The 25,245-nt window shown below is 52.1% G+C and carries 26 protein-coding genes and 3 pseudogenes; 15 read left to right on the top strand and 14 right to left on the bottom strand.

What is annotated here, in order from left to right; all coding sequences use genetic code 11:
• Window positions 1-23 precede the first annotated feature (23 nt).
• The 4 genes from GS3922_RS12280 to GS3922_RS12270 all read right to left on the bottom strand — a co-directional run bounded on the left by GS3922_RS12280 (window position 24) and on the right by GS3922_RS12270 (window position 2,574).
• Window positions 24-887 carry a DegV family protein gene (locus tag GS3922_RS12280; protein WP_020279201.1) on the bottom strand — a complete coding sequence of 288 codons (864 nt, stop codon included), beginning with the start codon at window positions 885-887 and terminating at the stop codon, window positions 24-26.
• A gap of 179 nt (window positions 888-1,066) precedes the next feature.
• Window positions 1,067-1,267, bottom strand: a complete 201-nt coding sequence (locus GS3922_RS12275) for a DUF3813 domain-containing protein (protein ID WP_014195081.1) — start codon at window positions 1,265-1,267, stop codon at window positions 1,067-1,069.
• A 2-nt stretch (window positions 1,268-1,269) separates the two neighbouring features.
• Complete coding sequence (locus tag GS3922_RS17915) at window positions 1,270-1,422, bottom strand: hypothetical protein (protein WP_011230248.1); 153 nt, start codon at window positions 1,420-1,422, stop codon at window positions 1,270-1,272.
• 345 nt (window positions 1,423-1,767) lie between these two features.
• Window positions 1,768-2,574, bottom strand: coding sequence for a Cof-type HAD-IIB family hydrolase (locus tag GS3922_RS12270; protein ID WP_011230249.1), 807 nt, complete (start codon window positions 2,572-2,574; stop codon window positions 1,768-1,770).
• A 116-nt stretch (window positions 2,575-2,690) separates the two neighbouring features.
• Between GS3922_RS12270 and GS3922_RS12265 the strand changes: the two genes are divergently transcribed.
• The 4 genes from GS3922_RS12265 to GS3922_RS12250 all read left to right on the top strand — a co-directional run bounded on the left by GS3922_RS12265 (window position 2,691) and on the right by GS3922_RS12250 (window position 6,600).
• Window positions 2,691-3,458, top strand: coding sequence for an alpha/beta fold hydrolase (locus GS3922_RS12265; protein ID WP_011230250.1), 768 nt, complete (start codon window positions 2,691-2,693; stop codon window positions 3,456-3,458).
• Between the two features lie 202 nt (window positions 3,459-3,660).
• Window positions 3,661-4,032, top strand: coding sequence for an ArsR/SmtB family transcription factor (locus GS3922_RS12260; protein WP_033005425.1), 372 nt, complete (start codon window positions 3,661-3,663; stop codon window positions 4,030-4,032).
• The gene (locus tag GS3922_RS12255) at window positions 4,022-6,148 is read left to right on the top strand and encodes a heavy metal translocating P-type ATPase (RefSeq protein WP_063166590.1); all 2,127 of its coding nucleotides are present in this window, start codon (window positions 4,022-4,024) and stop codon (window positions 6,146-6,148) included. The genes GS3922_RS12260 and GS3922_RS12255 overlap by 11 nt, the downstream gene beginning before the upstream one ends.
• 266 nt (window positions 6,149-6,414) lie before the next feature.
• Window positions 6,415-6,600 (top strand): hypothetical protein, encoded by a 186-nt coding sequence (locus GS3922_RS12250; protein ID WP_225995665.1) that lies wholly within the window; start codon window positions 6,415-6,417, stop codon window positions 6,598-6,600.
• A gap of 80 nt (window positions 6,601-6,680) precedes the next feature.
• On the opposite strand, the gene GS3922_RS12245 is transcribed toward GS3922_RS12250, so the two are convergent.
• From GS3922_RS12245 to GS3922_RS12220, 6 genes are all read right to left on the bottom strand, one after another.
• Complete coding sequence (locus GS3922_RS12245) at window positions 6,681-7,430, bottom strand: Fic family protein (protein WP_063166589.1); 750 nt, start codon at window positions 7,428-7,430, stop codon at window positions 6,681-6,683.
• Between the two features lie 190 nt (window positions 7,431-7,620).
• Window positions 7,621-7,923 (bottom strand): metal-sulfur cluster assembly factor, encoded by a 303-nt coding sequence (locus GS3922_RS12240; RefSeq protein WP_063166588.1) that lies wholly within the window; start codon window positions 7,921-7,923, stop codon window positions 7,621-7,623.
• Window positions 7,924-7,945: 22 nt separating this feature from the next.
• Window positions 7,946-9,196: a hypothetical protein gene (locus GS3922_RS12235; protein WP_063166587.1), complete on the bottom strand. Its 1,251-nt coding sequence runs from the start codon at window positions 9,194-9,196 to the stop codon at window positions 7,946-7,948.
• The gene (locus GS3922_RS12230; RefSeq protein ID WP_013146125.1) at window positions 9,193-9,402 is read right to left on the bottom strand and encodes a DUF2249 domain-containing protein; all 210 of its coding nucleotides are present in this window, start codon (window positions 9,400-9,402) and stop codon (window positions 9,193-9,195) included. The genes GS3922_RS12235 and GS3922_RS12230 overlap by 4 nt, the downstream gene beginning before the upstream one ends.
• A gap of 3 nt (window positions 9,403-9,405) precedes the next feature.
• Window positions 9,406-9,639 carry a DUF2249 domain-containing protein gene (locus tag GS3922_RS12225; RefSeq protein WP_014195085.1) on the bottom strand — a complete coding sequence of 78 codons (234 nt, stop codon included), beginning with the start codon at window positions 9,637-9,639 and terminating at the stop codon, window positions 9,406-9,408.
• Between the two features lie 237 nt (window positions 9,640-9,876).
• Window positions 9,877-10,569 (bottom strand): Crp/Fnr family transcriptional regulator, encoded by a 693-nt coding sequence (locus tag GS3922_RS12220; RefSeq protein ID WP_063166586.1) that lies wholly within the window; start codon window positions 10,567-10,569, stop codon window positions 9,877-9,879.
• A gap of 258 nt (window positions 10,570-10,827) precedes the next feature.
• Here GS3922_RS12220 and GS3922_RS12215 point away from each other — a divergent pair, with 258 nt between their 5' ends.
• The 3 genes from GS3922_RS12215 to GS3922_RS12205 all read left to right on the top strand — a co-directional run bounded on the left by GS3922_RS12215 (window position 10,828) and on the right by GS3922_RS12205 (window position 14,446).
• Window positions 10,828-13,191, top strand: a complete 2,364-nt coding sequence (locus tag GS3922_RS12215) for a nitric-oxide reductase large subunit (protein ID WP_063166585.1) — start codon at window positions 10,828-10,830, stop codon at window positions 13,189-13,191.
• A 348-nt stretch (window positions 13,192-13,539) separates the two neighbouring features.
• Window positions 13,540-13,773, top strand: a complete 234-nt coding sequence (locus tag GS3922_RS12210; RefSeq protein WP_063166584.1) for a DUF2249 domain-containing protein — start codon at window positions 13,540-13,542, stop codon at window positions 13,771-13,773.
• Window positions 13,774-13,867: 94 nt separating this feature from the next.
• Window positions 13,868-14,446: a molybdenum cofactor guanylyltransferase gene (locus GS3922_RS12205; protein WP_063166583.1), complete on the top strand. Its 579-nt coding sequence runs from the start codon at window positions 13,868-13,870 to the stop codon at window positions 14,444-14,446.
• Between the two features lie 211 nt (window positions 14,447-14,657).
• Here GS3922_RS12205 and GS3922_RS12200 read toward each other — a convergent pair.
• A pseudogene (locus GS3922_RS12200) lies at window positions 14,658-14,831 on the bottom strand (transcriptional regulator); the annotation flags it as partial.
• A 194-nt stretch (window positions 14,832-15,025) separates the two neighbouring features.
• On the opposite strand from GS3922_RS12200, the gene GS3922_RS12195 reads away from it, so the two are divergent.
• Complete coding sequence (locus GS3922_RS12195; RefSeq protein WP_225995664.1) at window positions 15,026-15,607, top strand: RNA-guided endonuclease InsQ/TnpB family protein; 582 nt, start codon at window positions 15,026-15,028, stop codon at window positions 15,605-15,607.
• Between the two features lie 193 nt (window positions 15,608-15,800).
• Here the strand turns inward: GS3922_RS12195 and GS3922_RS12190 are convergent.
• Window positions 15,801-16,022, bottom strand: a pseudogene (locus tag GS3922_RS12190) (transcriptional regulator); the annotation flags it as partial.
• Window positions 16,023-16,200: 178 nt separating this feature from the next.
• Between GS3922_RS12190 and GS3922_RS12185 the strand changes: the two are divergent.
• Window positions 16,201-17,319 (top strand): TIGR04053 family radical SAM/SPASM domain-containing protein, encoded by a 1,119-nt coding sequence (locus GS3922_RS12185; protein ID WP_063166580.1) that lies wholly within the window; start codon window positions 16,201-16,203, stop codon window positions 17,317-17,319.
• 145 nt (window positions 17,320-17,464) lie between these two features.
• On the opposite strand, the gene GS3922_RS12180 is transcribed toward GS3922_RS12185, so the two are convergent.
• The gene (locus GS3922_RS12180) at window positions 17,465-17,653 is read right to left on the bottom strand and encodes an anti-sigma factor (protein ID WP_063166579.1); all 189 of its coding nucleotides are present in this window, start codon (window positions 17,651-17,653) and stop codon (window positions 17,465-17,467) included.
• A gap of 50 nt (window positions 17,654-17,703) precedes the next feature.
• Between GS3922_RS12180 and GS3922_RS12175 the strand changes: the two genes are divergently transcribed.
• The 5 genes and pseudogenes from GS3922_RS12175 (at window position 17,704) to GS3922_RS12155 (ending at window position 23,823) form a co-directional block, all read left to right on the top strand.
• Window positions 17,704-18,864, top strand: a complete 1,161-nt coding sequence (locus GS3922_RS12175; protein WP_225995663.1) for a COG1470 family protein — start codon at window positions 17,704-17,706, stop codon at window positions 18,862-18,864.
• 2 nt (window positions 18,865-18,866) lie between these two features.
• A complete protein-coding gene (locus GS3922_RS12170; protein ID WP_063166578.1) occupies window positions 18,867-19,823 on the top strand; it encodes an ABC transporter ATP-binding protein in 957 nt (318 codons plus the stop codon).
• Window positions 19,810-20,889, top strand: a pseudogene (locus GS3922_RS12165) (ABC transporter permease). Before GS3922_RS12170 ends, GS3922_RS12165 begins: the two are co-directional and overlap by 14 nt.
• 400 nt (window positions 20,890-21,289) lie before the next feature.
• A complete protein-coding gene (locus tag GS3922_RS12160; protein WP_063166577.1) occupies window positions 21,290-22,465 on the top strand; it encodes an MFS transporter in 1,176 nt (391 codons plus the stop codon).
• A 299-nt stretch (window positions 22,466-22,764) separates the two neighbouring features.
• Window positions 22,765-23,823 (top strand): multicopper oxidase domain-containing protein, encoded by a 1,059-nt coding sequence (locus tag GS3922_RS12155; protein ID WP_063166576.1) that lies wholly within the window; start codon window positions 22,765-22,767, stop codon window positions 23,821-23,823.
• Between the two features lie 162 nt (window positions 23,824-23,985).
• Here GS3922_RS12155 and GS3922_RS12150 read toward each other — a convergent pair whose 3' ends face one another.
• Window positions 23,986-24,642 carry a thiamine pyrophosphate-binding protein gene (locus GS3922_RS12150; RefSeq protein WP_082816572.1) on the bottom strand — a complete coding sequence of 219 codons (657 nt, stop codon included), beginning with the start codon at window positions 24,640-24,642 and terminating at the stop codon, window positions 23,986-23,988.
• 179 nt (window positions 24,643-24,821) lie between these two features.
• Between GS3922_RS12150 and GS3922_RS12145 the strand changes: the two genes are divergently transcribed.
• Window positions 24,822-25,229 carry a hemerythrin domain-containing protein gene (locus GS3922_RS12145; protein WP_063166574.1) on the top strand — a complete coding sequence of 136 codons (408 nt, stop codon included), beginning with the start codon at window positions 24,822-24,824 and terminating at the stop codon, window positions 25,227-25,229.
• Window positions 25,230-25,245 lie beyond the last annotated feature (16 nt).

The raw sequence follows: 25,245 nt of genomic DNA, 5'->3' as shown, positions 1-25,245 counted from the left end.
TGTTTCGTCCGGCGGGAAAGGCGTCAGATCTCAATATATTTGTTCAGAAAAAAGAGGGCAATCGTCCCCGGTCCGGCGTGTGCGCCGATGGCGCTGCCGATGTCGGAGAGGAAAAAGCGCGTGCAGCCGTGCGTTTCTTCGATCATTTGTTTCAGCTCCAAGGCGGTTTCTTCGTCATCGGCATGGCTGATGCCGATCGTTTGCTTTTGCAGATCGTCGCCGCGCTCGCCCATCAACTCGACCATGCGCTTTAACACTTTTTTTCGCCCGCGCCATTTTTCGAGCGGAATAAGCGCCCCGTCTTCGACATGGAGAAGCGGTTTAATGTTCAGCAGCCCGCCGAACGCCGCGGCGGCTTTACTGATGCGGCCGCCGCGCGCCAAGTAATCCAAGTTGTCAACGGTGAAAATGTGTTCCATATGGCGGCAATACGCCTCGATCGTTTCACAAAGCAAGTTGTACGGTGTGTTTTGTTTCGCCAGCTCGACTGCCTTCATGACGGCGAGCCCTTGGCCAAGAGAGGCACATTTCGAGTCGATGATCGTCAGGCGAAATTCCGGATATTCATCAAGCAGCTCGCTGCGGACGGCCATCGCCGTTTGGTATGTACCGGATAATTTCGATGAAAAGGCAATGTAAAGGCATGGCCGGTTTTCTTTGGCATACGGCAAAAACAGCTCCTTCATCGCCAGTGGGCTTGGCTGTGCCGTTTTCACCGTATGCCCTTGGCGCATGGCGTCATATACTTGCTTCGGCTCGATCGTGATGCCGTCTTCGTAATCTTGGCCGTTCCAATGAACGACAAGCGGCAAAAAGGCGATTTGATGCTCGCGGATGTACGATTGCGGCAAATCGGCTCCGCTGTCGGTGATGATTTGAATGGGCATGGTTCGTCCCCCTTTTTGTGAACAAAAATGAATATAGTATAGCCGCATCGAATGAACGGACGATTTTGGCCGGTGAACAGCGATTCATTATCTTCTCTTAGTGTAGCGGTTTTTCGGACGGAATACAATGGAAAATCTCGAGCGGGCGAAAGAAACAGCTGCGGGAAGCCCGCAGCCGTTTAGTGGGTGAGCTCGTCAAGCTCAGCTTGAAATTGACGCAACTGCGCTTTTTCCGCCGTGTTGGAATGCGCATAGGCAGATGACAAGGCGTTTTTGGCGATGGCAATGGCGCGGTCGACGTTCATGTCGATTTCGCCGTTAGCCGCTTGTTTGGCCTGCGCGACCGCTTTGCGCGCCTCTTGGAACAGGCGGTTGCCCATCGCTACGCTCCTCCAAGCGACGTTTCCATCGCTTTTTCCGCTTTGCGCGCTTCCGCCTCGGCGTACGTTAAATGATAAGGGATTCGCTTGTCATGCCGTTCAACCGCATCGACGCTTTGTTGGACGAAACGCTTCGATTTGTTTCGTTTGCCCATGACGGATTCCCCCTTTAAAATATGAAGACGCGCGTTGCGTCACGTATAGTGTAACCACACGGGGGGAACAGTAGTAAGGAAATTCGTTACAACACAAGTCGCTCTACAAAGCGGCAAGGCGGTTGGAGCAAGGCGAAAAGAGAAGCATCAGCCAGCGTTTAGATTGTAGGAAGCAGATAAGGCTGGTGATGGAACGCGGAAAACGCTCCAGCAAAGCGTTCGCCAACGGAGCAGCATCGAAACAGTTCTTTTTTATGTTCATGAACATTTTGGAGAAACGCGCTTTTTCATCCACCTTAATGGACGGCGTCAAAAAAGGCGGCTCGGAAGCCGCCGCGATGGAAACTACAAACGAAGCAAATCCTGCAAATATGCACCGACGCCGTCTTCTTCATTGGTTTTTGCCACATCGTCGGCAATGGTTTTCAACGGTTCGATGGCGTTGCCCATCGCAACACCGAGACCGGCCCAGTCGATCATCTCGAGGTCGTTGTCTTCATCGCCAAAAGCAATGACGCGCTCCCTTGGGATGCCGAAATAGTCGGCGACTTGTTTTAAGCCTGCAGCCTTATGGACGCCATGGCGGATGATTTCAATGACATGCCACGGTTCGCTCCAGCGCCGTTGGTGGATGACGTTGGCGTACACATTCGCTAAGTGTGATTGAATCCGCTCGATATGATCATCGTCCGTGTACACGAGCACGCTCGTCGGATCTTTGCCGAGCGAGCGGCGCAAATCACCGATTTCCACGGTCGGGTTGCCAAGGCGGACGATGTCAAGCAACACCTCGTCATGTTGGTGGAAATAGACATCGTCTAACACTTCGGCCATCATATTCTTGATTCCATAGGATTCGCTGATTTCAACAATGTCTTTGACGATCGCAAGCGGCAGCGGGTAATGGTGCATGCCCCACGACGGCTGGCGCGGATGGTGGACAAACGCGCCGTTGAAATTGACGATCGGCGTTGCAAGGCCAAGTTCTTCGTAGTACATGGAGCTTGCCCGGTACGGGCGGCCGGTGGCGATGACAACAAAATGGCCGGTGTCGATGGCGCGGCGGATGACGTCTTTGGTAAATGGAGAAATCGTTTTATCCCCTTTGAGCAACGTTCCATCCAAATCCAACGCGATTAAATACGGCTTCATGTCCGACTCCTTTGCCCTCGTTATTCTTTACACTACATAGTGTAACTCTTTTCCAAAATCGCTGTCCATATGGTAAACTATACAGCGATGGAAAAAGAAAAGGGGTTTGTGCAACCATGGTGATCATTGAACAGGAACAGTTGGCCGGCGTGCCGGTTCTTCACGTTGTCAAGCCGGAAAAGCGGGACGAACGGCTGCCGCTGATTTTCTTTATCCACGGCTTTACGAGCGCCAAAGAACATAATTTGCATTTCGGCTACTTGCTCGCCGAGGCGGGCTACCGCGCTGTGCTTCCCGACGCGCTGTTTCACGGTGAACGGGACGAAGGCTTGAGCGAACGGAAATTGCAGCTGTCGTTTTGGGACATTGTTGTGCGCACGATCACCGAAATCGAGGAGATGAAAAACGACCTTGTAAGCCGCGGGCTGGCTGACCGAGAACGGATTGGGCTCGCTGGGACATCGATGGGCGGAATCGTCACGTTCGGCGCGCTCGCCGTCTATCCGTGGGTGAGGGCGGCGGTGGCGCTCATGGGCTGCCCGAACTACAGCGCCTTTTTTGATGAGATGATTGAAGAAGGAAAGCGGCGCCAAATCGACATTCCGCTGCCGCCGACGCTGCTTGCGCTCGAAAAAGAAAAGCTCGCCCGCTACGATTTATCCAAGCAGCCGGAAAAACTCGACGGCCGGCCGCTGTTCATCTGGCACGGGAAAGCCGACCAAGTCGTCCCGTATGCTTATACATATGAGTTTTACAAGCAAATTAAACCACTTTATGAAGGAAACGAAGACCGGCTGCAATTCATCGCCGACCCGCACGCCGGCCATAAAGTGACGCGTGAAGCGTTTTTGGAGACGGTGCGCTGGTTTCGCGAGCATGTGTAAGCAAAATCGGCAATGAGGAAACGAACATGTTTGTGGTCAGCTAAAGCGTGCTTCACAAGAGGGAATCCGCCTTTTAAAAACAAAAAAGGCGGATTTTTCGTTTGAACACATTTTTTATTCAAATGAATATTTGAATATAAGGGGGAGATATGCTATTCTATATTCAAACGAATATTTGAATATTGACAAGGAGCGAGAAGGAATGCACCGTCATGATGTGTGCGACGTTTACTGTTATGACGACGAGAAGGTCGAGCGGGTTCAGCGGCGGCTTCGCGATGAACCAATTGCCGAGATTGTCCCTTTTTTTAAGGCGCTTGCCGATGAAAACCGGGCGAAGATCGTGTATGCGCTTTGCGGTGAAGAGGAGCTGTGCGTCTGTGACCTCGCAAACGTGATTGGGGCGACAGTGGCGACGGCATCACATCATTTGCGCATTTTGTATAAGCAAGGAATTGTGAAATATCGAAAAGAGGGGAAACTGGCCTTTTACTCGCTGGATGACGACCATATTCGCGAGCTGCTGCTTGTCGCGCTCGCCCATCGGAAAGAGGGGGACGGCCGTGGGGAATGAACAAACATTAGATCGGCTCGAGGCCAAAACATACCGCGTGCAAGGACTGACGTGCACAAACTGCGCAGCTAAGTTTGAGCAAAACGTGAAATCCTTGCCCGGCGTGAAAGAGGCGAAAGTGAATTTCGGCGCCGCCAAGCTCACCGTTTGGGGCGAGGCGACGATTGATGAGCTTGAACAAGCGGGAGCGTTTGAACGCCTGAAAATTCGTGAAGAACGCGAGCGCACGGTTCAGCGAGAGCCGTTTTGGAAGCGAAAAGAAAATCGAAATGTCTTCGCCTCTGTGGCACTGCTTCTGTTTGGCGTTGCGGCGGATGCGGCAGACAAGGGGATGCTGGCGATTGCGATGTATTTGGCGGCGATCGTGATCGGCGGCTACTCCCTGTTCTGGACGGGGCTCCGGAATCTGGCCCGCTGGCAGTTTGATATGAAAACATTAATGACGATCGCTATTCTCGGTGCGGCGGCGATCGGCGAATGGCAAGAGGGAGCAGTCGTTGTCATTTTATTTGCCATCAGCGAAGCGCTCGAGAGCTACTCGATGGATCGAGCACGGCGGTCGATCGCCTCGTTGATGGAGATGGCGCCCGCTGCAGCGACGATTCGGCGCGGTGCGGAGGAGGTGACCGTTCCGGTCGAAGACGTTCGCGTCGGGGATGTCATGATCGTCAAGCCGGGTGGAAAAATCGCTTTGGACGGCATTGTCATAAGCGGCGCCTCCACAGTGAATGAAGCGGCGATCACCGGCGAAAGTCTGCCGGTGGAAAAAGCAGTGGGGGATGCAGTGTTTGCCGGGACGCTGAATGGAGAAGGATTCCTCGAAGTTGAAGTGACAAAGCGGGCGGATGAAACGACATTGGCGAAAATGATTGATCTTGTAGAAGAGGCGCAAGCGGAGCGGGCGCCGTCGCAAGCGTTCGTCGACCGGTTTGCTCGCTATTATACGCCGTTTATTATCGTGACCGCGCTTCTGATCGCCATCGTTCCGCCGCTCGTGATGGGCGGGGAGTGGCTTGATTGGATTTACCGCGGTCTTGCCGTTCTTGTCATCGGCTGCCCGTGCGCGCTCGTCATCTCCACCCCGGTGGCGATTGTGACGGCCATCGGAAACGCGGCTCGGCGCGGCGTGCTCATCAAAGGCGGCGTGCATCTCGAACAAATCGGCCGGCTGCGTGCCGTTGCTTTTGACAAAACCGGGACGTTGACGAAAGGGAAACCAGCCGTGACCGATGTCGTCGTGTATGAAGGAACACGTGAGCAGCTGTTGGCCATCGCCGCCGCCATCGAAAAACGGTCGCAGCACCCTTTGGCTTCGGCTATCGTCCGCCGGGCGGAAGAAGAGGGAGCACCGTTTCTTGATGTGGCCGTCGAGGAGTTTCAATCGCTCACCGGCCAAGGAGTGAAGGCGGTGATTGCGGGGAACACGTACTATATCGGCAGCCCCGCTTTGTTTACCAGTTGGATCGGGAAGTTGCCCGATGAAGCGGAAAAGCAAATCTCTGCCTTTCGGGACGAAGGAAAAACCGTGATGGCCGTCGGCACGGCCGATCGGCTGTTGGGGCTTGTCGCCGCGGCCGATCAACTGCGGCTGTCCGCCCCGGAAACGGTTGCCGCGCTGCGGCGCCTTGGGGTGGCGGAAGTGGTGATGGTGACGGGCGACCACGAGCAAACCGCACAGGCCATCGGCCGTCAAGCGGGCGTATCCGATATTCGCGCCGAGCTCCTTCCGGAACAGAAGCTGGCGGCGATCCGCGAGCTGAAAGAACGTTGCGGCATGACCGCCATGGTCGGCGACGGGGTGAATGACGCCCCTGCCTTGGCCGCGGCCGATATTGGTGTGGCGATGGGCGGGGCGGGGACGGATGCCGCCTTGGAAACAGCCGATGTTGTGCTCATGGCCGACGATTTGCGCCAGCTGCCGTACACCGTCCACCTTGGGCGCCGAACGCTTGCCGTCATCCGGCAAAACATCGCCGTCGCCTTAGGGCTTAAAGTGCTGGCACTCGTGGCCGCCGTCCCGGGCTGGCTCACCCTTTGGCTCGCGGTGTTCGCCGATATGGGCGCGACGCTGCTCGTGACATTCAACAGCATGCGCCTGCTGCGGGTGAAGGAATGAACGGGGGCTCCGGGCAACGGGGAACGGACCGTTTTCCGCCCCTCTGGGGGATTTGTCCTCCTTCGTGGAAAATAGTGGTGCTTTCTGACAACGAGAGACGGTATAATGCAGAGGAAAACAGCAAAGCGGATTCGGTTGGATGTTTGGGATGGCGGTTGTTAGATGTTTTGTTCTGTTTAGGAAAATCATAGGGAAGAGGGGGCGTCATGAAGGGATCTCGAGAAGAAGAGAGGCATGAAACGCAACGGATAGAAGAGGTTCAACGGGTGGACGACCGGGTGTTTTCGCCGACCGAAGAGTTGGATCGGATCGCTGCGGGAGGGGCGATGAAGCGGGAAGCCCTCGATTGGCGAGGATTTCCCCGGTGGATTCGATATGTCGGATACATCGCCTTCGCTTTTTTTGTCATCGTTCCTTTGATGGCGTGGTTGTGGAACGTGTTGCTTGAATAGCCGATCAAATGCCAACCTTAGAATTGGAGCAAGAAAGACACGGAATCATGTCCACTTCCGTGTCTTTTTCTTGTACTGTTTCATTCGTCTTCCATCCCTAACGCGTACAAATAGTGGCGCAAGCTTTCTTCGACACATGCGGCGATCAGTTGAATGAACGGAGTAACCTCACCCTCGACGCTCGCTTTTTCCAGCGTTTCGTAATACTTCCGGCGCTGTTCTGGGTTTGCTTTCACAATAGCGGGCGGATAGCCATGCTGCATTAAAATGAAATTCATCATTAAGCGGGCAGTTCGTCCATTTCCGTCAGCAAATGGATGAATGGATACGAGCTGAAAATGGAAACGAGCCGCCAGTTCGATTGGATGAAGAGCATATTGATTCGTTTCATACCAAGAAAACAATTGATTCATTTCATCTTGTATATGCAAAAAGTGAGGGGGGGTGTACGAGCTGCCGGAAATGCGCACATTGTATGTTCGATATTTCCCGGCATTTTCATTGTCAATGCTCTTTAAGACTAAATAATGGACCTGTTTCAACACGTGCTCAGTCAAATGTTCTTTGTTTGCGACTAACTCTTCAATAAAGTCAATCGCCTCCGCATGGTTAATAGCTTCCAAATGTTCCTTAAGCCGTTTCCCGCCAATGGTAATCCCTTCTTCTATGACTAGCTTTGTTTCCAGCAAGGTTAACGTATTGCCTTCGATGGCGTTCGAATGGTACGTCCATTCGATCCGAAATGATTCCCGCAAGTTTTTCACCAACCCTGGAGGCAAAGGGCGCAACGCATCCAACCGTTGTTTCAGCTCGTCGATTTTAGCAAACATCGCTCTCACCTCTTGGTATATGATTCGCGGCCTCGATTCGTTTTTCCTTTAAATAGCCAAGCGATGGTTCTTGTTTTTTCTATATGATACAAAAATAAAGGGTGGGGAGTGTTCAGCAGTTGCAGGACAATGAAACAACCGTCCGCCCAACGCGGGCGGACGGCGAAAAGGGGATGAACAGCGGCCCGTTTCAGGAAAAATGCCCAAGCTGCCGGAGCGCGTCTTCGCTCATCCGCTCCGGCGTCCATGGCGGATTCCATGTCACTTGGACGCGCACGTCGCGGACGCCGTCGATTTGTTCAAGCACCCGTTTGACGCCGCCGGCGATCGAGTCGTGAAGCGGGCAGCCCGGGGTCGTGAGCGTCATCAGGACATTGATATGCCCATCCTCGATTTTTAAGTCATAAATCAATCCTAAATCGACAACGTTAATGCCAAGCTCCGGATCTATGACTGTTTTCAGCTGTTGCAGGGCAAGTTCGCGGACATCCATCGTTTTTTTCCTCCTCATTCGCTTATTTTCGGAAAACTGCTAACATCGTGCCGGCAAAGGCGATGCTTAATCCAGCCAGCAGTGTTTGAGCGACGGCCAACAGCGGCACGCTCGCGGTCGCAAGGGAGACCGCCGCCAGCGTCAGGGCGGCGAGCCATAGGCGGCATTGAACGGCGACGGCCCGCTCGTTCATCATTTGCTTTAACGTCGGCACGTGTTGTTGGCCGACTTTTTCGCTGTAGCGGTGCGTCCACCATAAAAACGGCACGATTTTAAACAAATAGCCGATGATGCTAAACAGAATCCAGCCAACAATGAATAGATAAACAATGATGCCAAGCCACCGTCCACTGCCGACAACGATGGCGGCAAAGGCGGCAACGTGCAGCGCAAGGCCGATGGCCACCGCCGCCAAGGAAAATTGGAACGGGCGGTCAAGCGTTTTTTTCATCCGCTTTTGCAAAATGGCGCGGATATGCCAGGCGAAAACGGCGAATCCGCCCATGAGCAAGGCTGCACCGGCTGCAAGCCATGCGTGGCTTCGCAAGAATAAGCTGGCGAACGCCACAGCAATCCCGCTGATGTACAGCGCATAGACGTAACGCGCCGGCCGCAGCGAAAAGCCGTGGGCGAGCGAGAACATCGGCACCATTTTGTACGAAAAGCCTATGATGAGCAGTGTGAACCAGCCGCACAGCCCAAACAGCACATGCAAGCCGAACACCACTTCATGGTTGTTAGCGCCTTTGGCGGCGAAAAAGTGAAACGCCAAGAGCCCCCCGGCAGCTGCCGTCAGCAATAAAAACAACAGCGATGTGGCGACAAACAGCGTCATGACGGTTTTCGTTTCTTGTTTTCTTAACGTCATCGCCATTTGCCAGACGAATAGGATGATGCCAAAAAGCAGAAGCAAGCCGGGGAGAAACGCCCGGTTTGGCGCCGCCGCTAGACTTACGGCAAATGCGACAATGCCGACGGCGGTCACGGCAAACTGCCAAAAACCGAGCCGCTCGCTCCAAATCGGTGTCAAAAAGGCGACCGGAACGAGCTGGTACATCGCCCCCATGGCCGTCATCAATGCAAAGCCAAGCAACGCCAGGTGGGCCGCCGCCCACACGAACGGCAGCCGGAACGCGCCGCTGCTAAGTGAGGGAATCGCTCCAAGCAACATAAGCTGCGACGCGGCGAACGCCAACACGGCGAACATGATAAACGAGAACGGAAGACGGACGTCTGTTTCCGTCCCCGTGCGAGTAGGAAACACGTTGCTCATCCTTTCGTAATGCGGATTTCAAAACTGCCGTCTTCACGTGCGACCGTCTCGTGCCGGTAGCCAAGCTCGTCAAGCTGTTCGTACAAAAACATCGGTCGGCGATCGTTAATGATCGTCAGCGTCTCCCCAGGGTTCAGCTTAGCGAGGGCAGCGAGCGTCCGCATCATCGGCTGCGGCGGCTCGAGTCCGCGGTTATCGAGGATCATCGGTCATCCCCCCTGTTTGACAAACGTTACTCTCCAATGTTTTTTCTCGATTTGTTCGGCCTCGTACGTAAATCCTTTCGCTTTCATAATCGGAAACAACGGCAGCGGCTTGAACGGGGCGTGTAAAATGAACGTATCGCCCGGCTGCAGCGGCTTGATGGCGTTCATAATTTTTTCAAACGGTTCCCGCTTTTGCCGCAAATCTTCGCGTACATCGAGTTCAATCGTCACACCCATGCGCTTTCCCTCCTTTTTGACTATCATGATAATCATTTTCACTGTGGAATGTTGTGATATAGCTCACATCTTTCGGCCGAAACATGACATATTCCACTTTGGAAAAAAGGTTTCGTTTTCGTTTGAAAGGGCGGAATAGCATGTTCCAGAAAGATGGGCTTGCCGAAATGTTTGAAAGGAAACCCCATCAGCTCCATTGCGCATCCCGACCGGTGCCGGACGATGGGGAAAAAGGAGTTAGAAAAAGATTTCTTGTTCGAGCCCTTCGCGGTCAATCAAATAAAAGCCGTGTTCGTCGACGTCAATCAGCCCTTTCCGTTTCAGCTGGCTCAACGTCCGGCTGACCGTTTCGCGGGCGGTGCCGATCATATTGGCCAGCTCACGGTTTGTCACATGGGCGGTGAGACGGTGCCATTTCCCTTGTTTGACGGCATTCGTCCGCGTCAGCCGCAGCAAAAGCAGCACGATTTGTTCGTACGTATTATGGAGCACTTGCGCTTCGAGCCGATTTTGCAAGTCAACGATTTTTTCGCCCATGACGCGAAACAGTTTCATGCACAGCTCAGGGCTGGCCATCAGCACTTGTTCGAAATCATGGATCGGAATGGCGATCAATGTCGCTTCCTCGACCACTTCGGCGTGGGCCGGATAGGTGCCTTTTAAGAAAAAGCCGGCATGCGGAAACATTTCTCCCGTCTGCAAAATCGAAACGATTTGTTCTTTCCCGCTGAAGTCCGTTTTATAAATTTTTACCGTGCCGGAATGAATGAAATAGACTCGCTCGAGCGGGTCGCCTTGCATAAAGACAAACGTCCGCGGCTTGTAAACGCGCACGTGGGAAATGGCAACCAGCGAATCAAGCTCGTAATCGGACAGTTCACGAAACAACGGAACAGCTTTTAAGCGGTCTTTCATCCAATGGTTCGCCATGGCGTTCTCTCCTTTAACAAGGTGACAAACATGTGACAGCTGAGGAAATGTGACAAATATGTGACAGCTGTTTGTTGGAACAGACGGCGACGGTTTTCGAAAATCCGCGCCGTTTGGCCCTTTCTGCCTTCATTGTATAAATTCTCACACGTTGAAGCTGTGATATAAATCATAGTTGACATTTGTCTCGGCTCACAAACCGCCAAACGATCAGCGCGCTACAATGGGGTCGAACAAACGAGAAGGAGGTTGCCTCACATGGAAGTGAACCGAACGGTCCGTCCCAACATCCGGCCTGGGCGGCAAACGACCAACAGTTTTCTTAAATCGATTCTCATTTTCACTATTTTAATTAGCTTTACCGTCCTGCTCGTCGGCGGGTATTGGATTTTCAAAGAAATGGCGCCAAGGCCGAAAGAAGTGCGCAGTGAAAGCGGCCAAGTGTTGATGACGAAAGAAACGATCGTCGGCGGGCAAGCTGTCTTCCAAAAATACGGATTGATGGATTATGGCACGGTGCTTGGCCATGGATCGTATATGGGGCCGGACTATACGGCGGAAGCGCTGAAAGTGTACACGGAAGGCATGCAAGATTACAAAGCGAAAGAGCGGTATAACAAACCGTTTGCCGATTTAACGGACGATGAGAAGTCGATCATCCGTGAACAAGTGATGAAAGAGATGCGGAAAAACCGTTACAACCCGGTAACCGATGTGCTTGTCCTAACAGATGCGCAAGTCTACGGGTTGGAAAAAGTGCGTGACTATTACCGCGACGTTTTCACCAATGGTGACGGCTGGGGATTGAAAAAAGGATTGATCAACGAAAGCGACATGCCAAAAGCGGATCGCGCTTGGGTTGCGAATGGGGATCAAATCCAGCAAATTGCCGACTTTTTCTTCTGGACCGCCTGGTTGTCGAGCACGCTAAGAATTGGCGACGAGATTACGTATACGAACAACTGGCCGTACTATGAGGACGCCGGCAATACGATGTCGTTTTCTGCGGTATGGTGGAGCGGCGTCAGCGTCACGGTTTTGATTTTGTTTGTCGGGATCATTTTGTATGTGTTCTATCGTTACCAATTAAGCATGCAAGAAGCGTATGCCGCAGGGAAGTTTCCGGTCATCGATTTGCGGCGGCAGCCGCTGACTCCGTCGCAGGTGAAAGCGGGCAAATATTTCGTCGTCGTATCGGCGCTCTTTTTCGTCCAAACGATGTTCGGGGCATTGCTTGCCCACTACTATACGGAACCAGACAGCTTTTTTGGCATCAAATGGATCTACGACATATTACCGTTTAACATTGCCAAAGGGTATCATTTGCAGCTGGCGATTTTCTGGATTGCGACCGCATGGCTCGGCATGGGGATTTTTATCGCTCCGCTTGTCGGCGGGCAAGAACCGAAAAAGCAAGGGTTGCTTGTTGATTTGCTCTTCTGGGCGCTTGTTGTCCTTGTCGCCGGCAGCATGATCGGCCAATGGCTTGGCGTCAACGGCTATTTAGGAAACGAATGGTTCCTGTTTGGCCATCAAGGTTGGGAATACATTGAGCTCGGCCGTATTTGGCAAATCATTTTGGTGGTCGGCATGCTCCTTTGGCTGTTCATCGTCTTCCGCGGCGTCAAGCGCGGGCTGAAGCGGGAAAGCGACAAAGGCGGGCTCATCCACTTGCTGTTTTACTCAGCCATTGCCGTTCCGTTCTTTTACATCTTCGCGTTCTTTATCCAGCCGGACACGAACTTTACGATGGCTGACTTCTGGCGCTGGTGGATCATCCACTTGTGGGTAGAAGGCATTTTCGAAGTGTTCGCCGTTGTCGTCATCGGGTTCTTGCTCGTACAAATGAGATTGGTGACGAAAAAGTCGACGGTCAGAGCGCTATACTTCCAATTCACGCTTTTATTGGGCAGCGGTGTCATCGGCATCGGCCACCACTATTATTACAACGGTTCGCCGGAAGTATGGATCGCTCTTGGCGCGGTGTTCTCGGCGCTTGAAGTCATTCCGCTTACGCTCCTTATTTTAGAAGCGTACGAACAATATAAAATGATGCGCGACGGCGGAGTCAACTTCCCGTATAAAGCTACATTCTGGTTCTTGATTTCCACAGCGATCTGGAACTTGGTCGGTGCAGGGGTGCTCGGCTTTCTGATCAACTTGCCGGCGGTCAACTACTTTGAACACGGTCAATTCTTAACGCCGGCTCACGGCCACGGAGCGATGATGGGCGTGTATGGCATGTTTGCGATCGCCGTGCTCCTTTACTCGCTGCGCAACATTGTCAAACCAGAGGCGTGGAATGACAAATGGTTGAAGTTCTCATGCTGGATGTTAAACATTGGATTGGCCGGCATGATCGCCATCACGCTGCTTCCGGTCGGGATTTTGCAAATTAAGGAAGCGTTTGTCAATGGTTATTGGGCATCGCGTTCGCCTTCGTTCTTACAACAAGATATCGTCCAGACCTTGCTGCTTGTCCGCTTTGTTCCGGATACGATCTTTTTGATCGGCGTCGTCGCGTTGCTTGTCTTTGCCATCAAAGTGCTGTTCCATTTGCGCAAGCCAACGCACGGCGAAGGGGAAGAGCTGCCGGTGGCGAATTTGGCGGAAGAAGAATAACAAATAGGCACAGCGGAATGCCGCTGTGCCTTTCATTTGTGAACGTTTTCAACTACTTGCGACATTGATCGGGCTTGGCGTGTTCTTTCTCCTTTTGCTTTTCATGGCAGGGAAAACAGTACAACGTCTCCTTTCCTTCGCTGATGACGCCGTTTAAAAACCCATGCAAACAATGGATTGGCTTGCCGCATTGCGCACAAAAGCCAACAAGCTCTTCCAACCGCCATTTCTCCTTTCACGGGAATTGAAAATGTTCACCAGCCGACTGTGATGCTCGTCACTACCGTCCTAGGTGAAAGCGGCTATGATAAGTATATAATTCATTATACTACAAAGGAGGCCAACGTTATGAGCCAATTTGCTGCAAAAATCCATGCTCCGGATTATCCGCCGCGCGATCGCCATCCCGCGATTTTCCGGCTGTTTGACAGCCTAAAGCCGGGGGAAGTGATGGAGCTTGTCAACGACCATGACCCGCGTCCGTTGCAATACCAATTTATGATGGAGCGTCCGGATCAGTTTACGTGGGAGTACTTAGAGGAAGGGCCGGACGTCTGGCGGGTGGCCATCGGCAAAAAATAACTCATCTAGGATTTCCGTCGGCAGGCGGAAATCTTTTTTTTCGCCGGTTCGTATGGTACGGTAGGAACAGACGAGGTCCGGAAGGGGGATCGTGATGAAACAAACGATTGCCGGAGTGGTGCTGGCCGGCGGCCAGTCGCGCCGGTTCGGGCGGCCAAAGGCGTTCGCGTTGCATCAAGGCGCGCCGTTTTTCGCCTGGTCTGTCGCCGCGCTGGCTCCGATCGCCGATGAGTTGTATCTCATCAGCCATCCGGCGCTTGTCGGCGAGTTTCGTCGGCGAACGGACATCCCGGTGCTGCTCGATGCGGAGCGTTACCGCGGTTCTGGGCCGCTTGCCGGCATTTACACTGCCATGGAACAGAGCCGATCCGATTGGGTGTTCATCCTGCCGTGCGACATGCCGTATATGAACAAGGACGTAACGGAACGGCTCGCCGCCTATGCCGATCCGTCCTTTGACGCCGTCGTCCCGCTCCATGACGGCCGCCCGGAGCCATTGGTCGCCCTGTACCACCGGAGGCTTCGCCCGATGATCGCCAAGCTGCTCGATGCCGGCGAACGACGGATGGTTTCGCTTCTTGACGGCGCCCGCGTCCGCTATGTTGACGCCCAACCGCTTGCCGCGGATGAAACCGTATGGCGCAATGTCAATACGGAGGAAGAGTATCGGTAAGATGAGAGGATCCATCTTTTGCTGATCGGAAGAGCGGTCCTTGACCACCCGGCTCTTCACAACCAAATGTGCTTGATACAGAAAGACGCTCATGATGTGCAAGGTAAAAATGATTTCACCTGTCCAATAACGTTCCGTTGTCAATGAAAGGTCAATGATGAAACGGCAACAGTGCGAAAAAAAAGAACCGAACGACCTCGGATCTTTTGCGTTATTGGACTGGAGGTTGATTTTGGTCCATTGCTTTCGCCAATTCTGCCACTTCGGCGACAGTTAGCCCCGTTCGTTTCGCGACTTCGTGAATCGGCAGGACGTCAAGAAAGTTTTTCGCGATTTCGATGGCTTTTTGTTTTTCGGCTTCTTTGACCGCCTTCTCTTTTTCCTGTTCTAGAAGGCCGGTGAAAAACGGCTGCCACGAGCAAATCAGCGGCATCTCGCCAAAAAAGAAGGCTGATTTCGCCAGGTTTTTCTAACTGAGAAACAGATGGAATAGCACTATTTTGTACTAAATCACCGCCCCTCTAGGATCTCGGTGAAATTCATACGATCGGCGCCTTTTGCGAAAGCGGTCAAGCGCTCTTGATTACAGGGAGAAAGGTGCGCTCGCTCCATCGGTTCCGAAACAAGAAACTCGCCGAAATTCAACGGCGGCAAGCGAAATGCCAAAAAGGCTCCCGCCGCTGGAAGAAATACGAACGAGCCAAACGATACCTCTTATCCAAATCGGAACGTCAACTGCGGGATGCGCTTCATAAAACGACCAAGCCATTCGTCGATTGGTGCCTTGCGCAATCCGTGTCGGATGTGTACATCGGAAATGTCGAAGGAGTCGAGCGATACACGAGAAAGAAAAAGAAAGTCCACCGGAAACAAGCACAAAAACTCTCCAACTGGTCTTTTGGGAAAGTCAAGCAATATCTCGCCGATAAATTAGCCCAACAAGGTATTCGTTTGAAAGAAATTGATGAGTCGTATACAAGTCAGACATGTCCTGTCTGCCAAAAAAGACAAAAAGGTTCCCGGCGAATCTTTGCTTGTTCTTGCGGGTATCAAGAACATCGGGACATTCATGGCGCCCGCAACATTTTGAGCAAGGCGCTCTACCAAGAGATCGTTCCTTGGGATGTGCCAACGACGCTCACGTATCTACGGATTGCGTAAGCAAGAAGTAGTAGACGGGTGGGACCGCCCCATCGGTGACCTACCGATGTTGTTTACCGAATCGGTCGGGAAGACTTCCGATCCTCCTATCGAGCCGAAGAAGACCACCTTCTTCTGCGTTGAAGCTTCTTCGATCGAGTAGTAAGAAACTCCCACCTCTAAGCGAAGTGTAGGTGGGAGAGGTTCATTATTGAAGATACTTCAAATGGTTGTCAATGAATCGTTCGTTGCTTTCGTACTCAAGAAGCAAAATGGAATCGTCTTCGAGAAGAAACACGGTGTCGGCGCGTTTGTCATCTGCCCGTACAGACGGAAATTCGTTCGGCAGCAGCGCTTTGATTCGCGGGAGTCCGTGAAGTCCGTACACATCGAGGGCTTGGTTTTGGTACAATGCACTGAGCGATTTGAACAAAATGCCTTTGGCGTGGTATCTGGCATCGTCTCATCTACATTATATTATACCGCTTGTTCAGACGGCTGTCATCTCCGCTCGTGGCACGATCGCCGTCGGTTGTGGCGCCGCTGTGAATGTGATGGATATCACATAACGCGTCCAGCCATTGCGGTACAATGGAGGCCAAGGAGGGAATGGTATGCGCGATTTCAATGAAAATCCGTTTATTGTGATTTGGGAATTAACCAGGGCGTGTCAATTAAAATGCCTTCATTGCCGTGCCGAGGCGCAATATCACCGCGACCCGCGCGAGTTGACGTTTGAGGAAGGGAAAAAGCTCATTGACGAGATTTACGATATGGATCAGCCGATGCTCGTTTTTACCGGCGGTGATCCGCTCATGCGGCCGGATGTGTACGATTTGGCGAAATATGCGATCGATAAAGGGTTGCGCGTGTCAATGACGCCAAGCGCGACGCCCAACGTGACGAAAGAGGCGATCCGCAAGGCGAAAGAAGTCGGCTTGGCGCGCTGGGCGTTCAGCCTTGACGGACCGAACGCCGAGATTCACGACCATTTCCGCGGCACGAGCGGCTCGTTTGCTTTGACGATCCGTGCGATTCAATACTTGCATGAGCTCGACATTCCCGTGCAAATCAACACCGTCATTTCGCGGTACAACGTTCATGTGCTTGATGAAATGGTGGAATTGGTTGAGAAGCTGAAATGCGTTCTTTGGAGCGTCTTTTTCCTCGTCCCGACCGGAAGAGGAAAAGAATCGGATATGATTTCCCCCGTCGAGCATGAGCGGGTGTTCCGCTGGCTGTATGAAACGAGCAAACGTGTTCCGTTTGACATTAAAACGACGGCCGGCCAGCATTACCGCCGCGTTGTGCTGCAGGCGAAAATGCGCGAAGGAAAAACGGCGAACAACGGCATTCACTACGAAGATGTCTTGAATAAAGGATTAACTGGGCAAGTCGACGGGCTTGGCCGCGCGCCGAGAGGGGTGAATGACGGCAACGGCTTCGTCTTTATTTCCCATATTGGCGACGTCTACCCGAGCGGATTGTTGCCGGTCAAAGCCGGGAACGTCCGGGAAACGCCGCTGGCGGACATTTACCGGCATTCGCCGATTTTCCAAGACTTGCGCAATCCGGACAAATACAAAGGAAAATGCGGCGTCTGCGAATTTCGCCACGTGTGCGGCGGCTCGCGTTCACGCGCTTACGCCGTAACGGGCGACTATTTGGAAAGCGAACCGTACTGCATCTATATTCCGAAGGCGCTGCGAAACAAAGAAGCAAACCGCCGCTAGGCCAACGGGGGCGGCTGTCCCCGGCTTGGCTTGCCGCCCCCGGACGCAGCGGGGGCTTTTTTTTTTTTTTTTTTGCGGCGGCGGATGGATGAATGAGCGAGCGACACGGGCCGCTGGCCTGTGGCAAAAGGGGGGGCTTTGGCGTCTATTCGTGTTTGAGATCGACAATAAACGTTTCCGGCCCGGTCGGTGTCACGCTTCCCCCTTTTGGTTCGAGGCTCGCTTTAACTTGTTTGAACCGTTTGACGTCCTCGCCGGTGATCAAAATGCGCGATGCCCCATGGCGGATCGTCAATAGCTCTCCTTTCATCTTTTTGGCGCAAAACAAATCCATTTGGCTTTCTCCGGCGTATACGGAATGAAAAACAAGGAGAGGAGTGAAACATGGTGCAAAAACGAGCAGCGATGGTTTTTGTCATGGTGTTGACGCTCTTTTCCCTTTTTCTTCCGATCCTCCCGACATCGGCGGCGAGCGGTGTTGTTCTCTTTACGCCGTACACCGGGCTTTCCGTGACGCCGGGGGAGACGATCAGTTATACGGTGAATGTCATTAACAACAGTTCAACGATTGAAAACCTCACGTTTTCCTTTGATCACTTGCCGAAAGGATGGTCGACATCGGTCGTCGCCGGAGGGAGAAACATTGAGCAGCTGTCTGTGAGAGATGGAAAAGAGGAAGAGATCAATGTGGAGGTGACGGTGCCTCTTGATGTTGACAAAGGGGACTACCGTTTTTCACTTGTCGCGAAAGGGGGGAGCGGTGTCTCTAAATTGCCGTTGCTTGTCCGCGTGACGGAACAAGGTTCGTTTAAGACCGAACTGACGTCAGATCAAACGAACCTTGAAGGGCATGCCGATTCGAGCTTCACGTATGATGTCACGCTGAAAAACCGAACGGCCAAAACGCAAAATTACGCGCTAAGTTCGGCGGCGAAAAAAGGCTGGCAAGTTTCCTTCAAGTCAGGCGGCGATTCGATTACATCGGTCAAGCTCGAGCCGAATGAGTCCAAAGACATCACCGTAGAGGTGAAACCGCCGGAACAGGTGAAAGCGGGCATGTACAAAATTTCGATCAAGGCGCAAACGAGCGATACATCGGCCGAGCTGACATTAGAGGCGGTCATCACCGGCACGTATGAGCTGAAACTGACGACGCCATCAGGAAACTTGAGCACGGATGTGACGGCTGGAAATGAAAAGGTAGTCGATCTTGTCGTCAAAAACACCGGAAGCGCCCCGCTTCTAGATGTCAATATGACGGCCGACACTCCGCCTGATTGGGAAGTTGAATTTGACCAAAGCACGATCGCTCAACTGAATCCGGGCGATTCGAAGACAATCAAGGCGAAGATCAAAGCATCGGATGAGGCCATCGCCGGGGATTATGTCGTTAACTTCCGAGCGCAAACCGCGGAAGCGTCGGCGGAGGCTGTGTTTCGGGTTTCCGTCAAAACATCGACGCTTTGGGGCGTCGTAGCGGTGCTGATCATTGTCGCAGTGGCAGGAGGGCTCTACTATTTAGTGAAAAAATACGGGAGGAGGTAAGCATGGAGGCACCTACTGTCATCGAGCTGAACAACCTTTCGAAAAGGTACGGGGACTACCGGGCGGTTGACCGTTTGTCCCTCTCCATTCGCAAAGGGGAGATTTTCGGGCTTCTCGGCCCGAATGGGGCGGGAAAGACGACGACGATTTTGATGATGCTTGGGCTCACCGAGCCGACGTCCGGTTCGGTGAGCGTATGCGGCATCGACCCGGTGCGAAATCCGATTGACGTCAAACGGAAAGTCGGATACTTGCCGGATGATGTCGGGTTTTACCATCACATGACAGGCTTGGAGAACTTGCTGTATACGGCGGCGTTAAACGGCATCCCTCGCACTGAGGCGGAAAAGCGGGCATGGGAGCTGCTCGAGAAGGTGAATTTGACTGATGCAGCCCATAAAAAAGCGGGAAAATACTCGCGGGGGATGAGGCAGCGGCTCGGTTTGGCCGATGTGTTGATCAAGCGCCCGGAAGTGATCATTTTGGATGAGCCGACGCTAGGCATCGATCCAGAGGGGGTGCGTGAGTTGCTGCGGCTGATCCACGATTTGAGCCGCCATGAAGGCATTACGGTATTGCTGTCCTCGCACCAATTGCATCATGTGCAACAAATTTGCGACCGGGTTGGCTTGTTCGTTGATGGGAAATTGCTGGCCGAAGGGAATATGGAATGTCTCGCGCAACAGCTGTTTTTGCAGGATGCCTATGTCATCCATGTGGCCGCTTCACCGCTTGACGCCTCCTTACGGGCCAAAATCGAGGCGATTCCGGGCGTCAACAAGGTGGAGCGAACGGGAAATGGGGTGGACGTCTATTGTCAGACTGACGTGAGCGCTCATATCAGCCGAACGATCGTCGAGTCGAATGCCTCTCTGTTCCATCTCAGCCGCCGTGATTTCGGGCTTGATGAAATTTACCACCGCTACTTTGAGGGGAGGGAGGCACGTGAAGGCAAGTAAGGCCCAACAATGGGCAAAAGACATTTGGCAAGGGGCAAGACGATGGACGGAACGGGTGGAAGGCAAAGCAGCTAGGGAAACAAAGGAAACGGGCGGGACGGTGAGCGCCTTTGGGGCGATGGTGAAGAAGGAACTGGCTGATTACTTGACAAGCTGGCGCATTATTATTTTGGTGGCCATCATTTTATTGACGTGTTTCGGCTCGCTTTACACCGCCATGACAACGATTCGCGAGGCGCTCGATTCCTCGGAAGAGGCGAAAGAAATCGCCAAAGGTTCGTATTTGTTTTTAAAACTGTTCACCGTCTCTGACGGAACATTGCCTTCGTTTATCACCTTCGTTAGTTTTCTCGGACCGCTGCTTGGCATCGCGCTCGGATTTGACGCCATCAATTCGGAGCGGAATCGCGGGACGCTGAGCCGGCTCATGGCGCAGCCGATTCCGCGCGACTATGTGATCAACGGCAAGTTTGTCGCCGCGTTGTTGTTGAATGCGGTGTTGTTTCTTTCCCTCGGCTTGCTTGTGACGGCATTAGGCATTTTGATCTTGGGGATTCCGCCTACTTTCGAAGAGTTTGCCCGCATGGTCTGCTTTTTGTTGCTATGCCTTGTGTATATCGCCTTTTGGCTGAATGTTGGCATTTTGTTTTCCGTCGTCTTCCGCCAAGCGGCGACATCCGCGTGATCGTCGCTCGCCGTGTGGCTGTTTTTCCATTTGTTTTACTCGATGATTGTTGAAATGTTTGCCAAATCGTTTTTGCAATCTAGTTCGATCACATCCGTTGAGCAGGCCGTCGGCCGGCAAGAATTGGTGCTCGGGTTGATGCGTCTGTCTCCGGGCTACCTGTTCAGCGAATCAACGGCAGCGCTGCTTTCACCGGATGTCCGGACGTTGGGCATCGTTACAGTGGAACAAACGGCTGGCGCCATTGCGGGGCCGCTTCCATTTTCGCAAAGCTTGCTGCTCATTTGGCCGCAGGCAACCGCCCTTGTCGCCGCCACCCTTATTTGTTTTGCGGCCGCCTATCTGCTGTTTATGAGGCAGGAGATACGGGCGAGCGGGTGAGCAATCCAAGGTGATGGCGATTCCATAGCCACCTTGATATTTACGTCACGATGGAATGTCCTTGAAGCAATGCAAAAAATCCCCCTACTAGGCAAGTGTCCCCGAAGGATGGGGGCACTTTTTTATGCCATAAATAAAATCATTCATTCAAGAATATTTTTTGTATCGATCCTTTAAGGATAAACGGTCTCCTAGAGCGTCCTCTTTGTTAGTTTTTCTCATACATACAGTGTATGGATAACCCAAAAATAAAGTTAGGGAGCCAATTTTGACAAAACAATGACACCAACAAAAAATGTGATAAACCTCACAAACATTCCTCCTTCGGTCACGTATGATGAAACTACAAACGATGCTTTGCATTTACGAGTAGAGTCGAGGGGAAAAAGGAGGGCTTTTTATGAATAAACAAAAAGCATTGCTGCCGATCACAACATTGGCCATGACGTTTTCATTCGCGGTTTGGGCCGTCTTTTCGCCGCTGGCGAGCACGTTTCAAGAAATGTACGGCCTGACATCGACGCAAAAAAGCATTTTAGTCGCCATTCCGGTGCTGCTCGGTTCAGTCATGCGCCTGCCGCTTGGCATTTGGACGGACCGGATCGGCGGACGAAGGCTGTTTTCGCTGCTGCTGCTGTTTTTAATCGTTCCGCTCATCGGCGCAGGGTTTGCGGATTCGTATGCGATGTTAATGTTTTGGGCGTTTTTCATCGGTATGGCTGGGACATCGTTCGCGATCTCGGTAACGTTCGTGTCGCGCTTGACTCCGCCGGAAAAGCAAGGAACAGCGCTTGGGATTAACGCGATGGGCAACTTCGGCACAGCGGTCGCCAGCTTTTCGGTTCCATCGATCGCTGCCGCTTTCGGGGTTTCGTGGGCGTTTTGGGGAATGATCATTCCGATCGTCATCATGCTTATTCTCGTTTGGTTTTTCACACCCGATATGCCGAAGCCAAAGCAACAAAAAACGATGCGCGAATCGCTGTCAGTGTTGAAATACAAACATACGTGGACATTGTCGCTGTTTTACTTCGTCACATTCGGAGCATTTGTCGCCTTTGGCATTTACTTGCCGTCGCTCCTCGTTGACTTGTATGGGTTGACACCGGTCGATGCCGGGATGCGCGCGGCTGGGTTTACCGTACTCGCCACACTCGCGCGGCCGATCGGGGGCAACCTCGGCGATAAAATCGGCGCCGAGCGGGTATTGACGTTCGTCTACGCTGGAATGACGATCGGCGCGTTGACGATCGCGTTTGGAATGGAAAACATTTGGATAATGACGGTATCCTGCCTGTTATTGGCGGTGATGTCCGGATTAGGAAACGGTGCGGTCTTCAAGCTCGTGCCGCAGCTGTTCCCAGCGGAAACGGGCGCCGTCACCGGCCTTGTCGGCGCATGGGGCGGACTGGGCGGCTTTTTCCCGCCGATTTTAATGGGCATCATCAAAGATGTGACTGGTTCTTACGTGCTCGGGTTTATGCTTCTTAGCTTATTTACGTTGATCTGCTTCTTATTGAATCGAATCGTCTTTGGCAAAAAAGCAGGCGAACCGGCAAATCGGTACGCATCGTAACACCTTAAAGAGGTCAAAAGCATGTGCTTTTGGCCTCTTTTTCATTTGGGAAGACGACGGATTTAACGAAAGAAAGACAAGTGACGGAGGCGGAGATGATCAAGAGGCGAAGGAGGGTTTTCCGTTAGCCAACGTGAGAACGCCCATTATCGTTTTCACAGTAGTGATAAAACGTATTGCTCACTGTTTCACAAACCCTTCAAATATGCGTGTTCATTGGTGATAAAAATCACTAGGGGGAAAGCGAAAATGGCGTACGCTCAAGGTGTAAACGAATTTCGCTAGAGGGGGGAAGAACGATGAACCGAAATGTATATGCAGTGTTGTCGACCGTGTTAGCCGCCTCACTTTTAGCGGCGTGCAACAGCGGGGGGGAACAGGTGAAGGCAGAAAGCAAGAACAAAACGGCAGCCACGCAACAGTCGGAGCCGAATGTTTTAGCGGCGCACAAAGGGGTGAATCAAGCACCGGTGCCGTTAAAAATGGAGCGGGTCGGCCCTCATGATGTCCACATCGAAATGACAGCGCAAATCACCGACATTGAAATTGACAAAGGGAAAATTTACAAAGCATGGACATTTAACGGTCAAGCTCCCGGACCGCTCGTCGTTGTCAATGAAGGGGATACGATCCATTTTACGTTGAAAAATATGGACCCGGTCGTCCCGCACAGCATGGATTTTCACGCCGTTCACGCTTCACCGTCAAAAGATTTTATTGATGTGATGCCGAACAAATCGGGAACGTTCACCTATCCGGCAAATAAACCAGGTGTGTTTATGTACCATTGCGGTACGAAGCCAGTCTTGCAGCATATCGCCAACGGCATGCACGGCGTGATCATTGTCAAGCCAAAAAACGGTTATCCGACCGACAAGGAAGTAGATCGTGAATATGTGCTCATCCAAAATGAATGGTATAAATACAACGATATGAACGATTTCCAAAACGGTGTGCCAAGCTATGTCGTCTTCTCGTCCAAAGCGCTCAAACCTGGTGATCCAAATACGAACGGGGACACATTTACCCTTAAAGAAAAGCCATTATTGGCGAAAGTCGGTGAGAAAATCCGCTTGTATATCAACAATGTCGGTCCGAACGAAGTAAGCTCATTCCATGTTGTTGGTACAGTATTCGATGATGTGTACCTTGATGGCAACCCGAACAACCATTTGCAAGGGATGCAGACGGTGATGCTTCCGGCGAGCGGCGGTGCCGTTGTCGAATTTACTGTCACTCGACCGGGAACGTATCCGATCGTTACTCATCAGTTTAATCATGCACAAAAAGGAGCCGTCGCCATGCTGAAGGTGACCGAAACCGGCGAAGACGACGGCGCGGAAACGAGCGGACATTGATCGATCCTGTTCCACAAACAAGATGGATGCCGCCCAAAGCCTTATATTTCTTAATTATAGAGAGATTGAGAGAAAACGAAGTGATGCATGTCACTTTCCATCAAAAAAGAAAAAAGCGTCCGCAGTTGTTTGTTGGCCGGCGCTTTTTGCATTAAAGGTAAGTCAACGGGTCAAAATGGCTTGATCGTTGCTTTGTCCGGGGGGAACGATCGGATAGACGTTTTCTTCCTCAGCAATATTGAAATCAAGCAAGACTGGCCCATCGTTTGTTAACGCGTTTTTGATGATCCTTTCCGCCTCTTCTTCCGAATCGGCTGCAGATCCTATGGCTCCGTACGCTTTGGCAAGCTTGACAAAATCCGGGGATGTAATCTTTACTGCTGAATAACGCCCTTGGTAAAACAGTTCCTGCCATTGACGCACCATTCCTAAGTAGCCGTTGTTCAAAACGGCGATTTTAATCGGGAATATGTCGAGATCGGGAGCGTATAAATGATCGTTCGGTGAGGGCCGTCCAATAATGACAAGGAGCGGTACAGAATCGCTTAAGGCGGTGGCGATTCCAGTAATGCTGTTTGTGATTCCCGACCCGATGATCGCCACGCCGAGTCTCCCTGAAGCGCGGGCGTAGCCGTCTGCGGCATGAACAACCGCCTGTTCATGTTTCATTTCGATATATGACAGGCAAGGATAAGAGTGTAGCGCATAACGGACAGGCAGCATGCTTTCATGGCAGCAGCCAAACATATGGGTGATCCCTTGAACAGCCAACGATTCGAGAAGTACATCGACTCCAAGGCGTGTAAGAGGATGAACCATTTCGTCACCTTCTTTTTAATTTTCTTATATTTTAAACAACTAATATGCGCAATGTATGTGAATATCGTCACATAGAAATATAAGGAATATCTTTTTTCGTTTCTGCATAATTTGTTCGTTGTTTGGAAATTGTAGGTGAATAGAGGAAATCGGTACAAATAGGGAAGTGAGATGATGAAATGAGCGGACCGTCACTAAGAAAATTGGAAGCGCATCGTTCTATTCATCATGGCGCCTTTGCCGAAGCGAAGCGCCTGACTGAACTGTTGGAAACATTGTATACCGATGGGCGTTGTGAGCATGCCGCTGAAGTGGCGGATGCCCTTGTAGAGCACTGGGAAACACGGATCATTGCTCATGCGGAAGCAGAAGAAGAAGGCTTTTACCGCGAAAAAGCAGAGGAGAGAAAGGAGTTGTCCGAAACGATCGCGCAGCTCAAACGTGACCATGACATGATGAGAACGTTAATTGCTGAAATTAGGCAGCGGTTGTCAGAACAGATTGACCGCGAGGTGTTGACCCGCTTTCACGCATTGCTTCACATTAACCGCATCCATAGCGCTGATGAAGAGGCATTGCTCTTTTAGTTCAAGGGAAAGAAAG

Source organism: Geobacillus subterraneus (genome assembly GCF_001618685.1).
In the GTDB taxonomy this organism is placed as follows: domain Bacteria; phylum Bacillota; class Bacilli; order Bacillales; family Anoxybacillaceae; genus Geobacillus; species Geobacillus subterraneus.
This window is presented reverse-complemented; position numbering and strand designations above follow the sequence as displayed.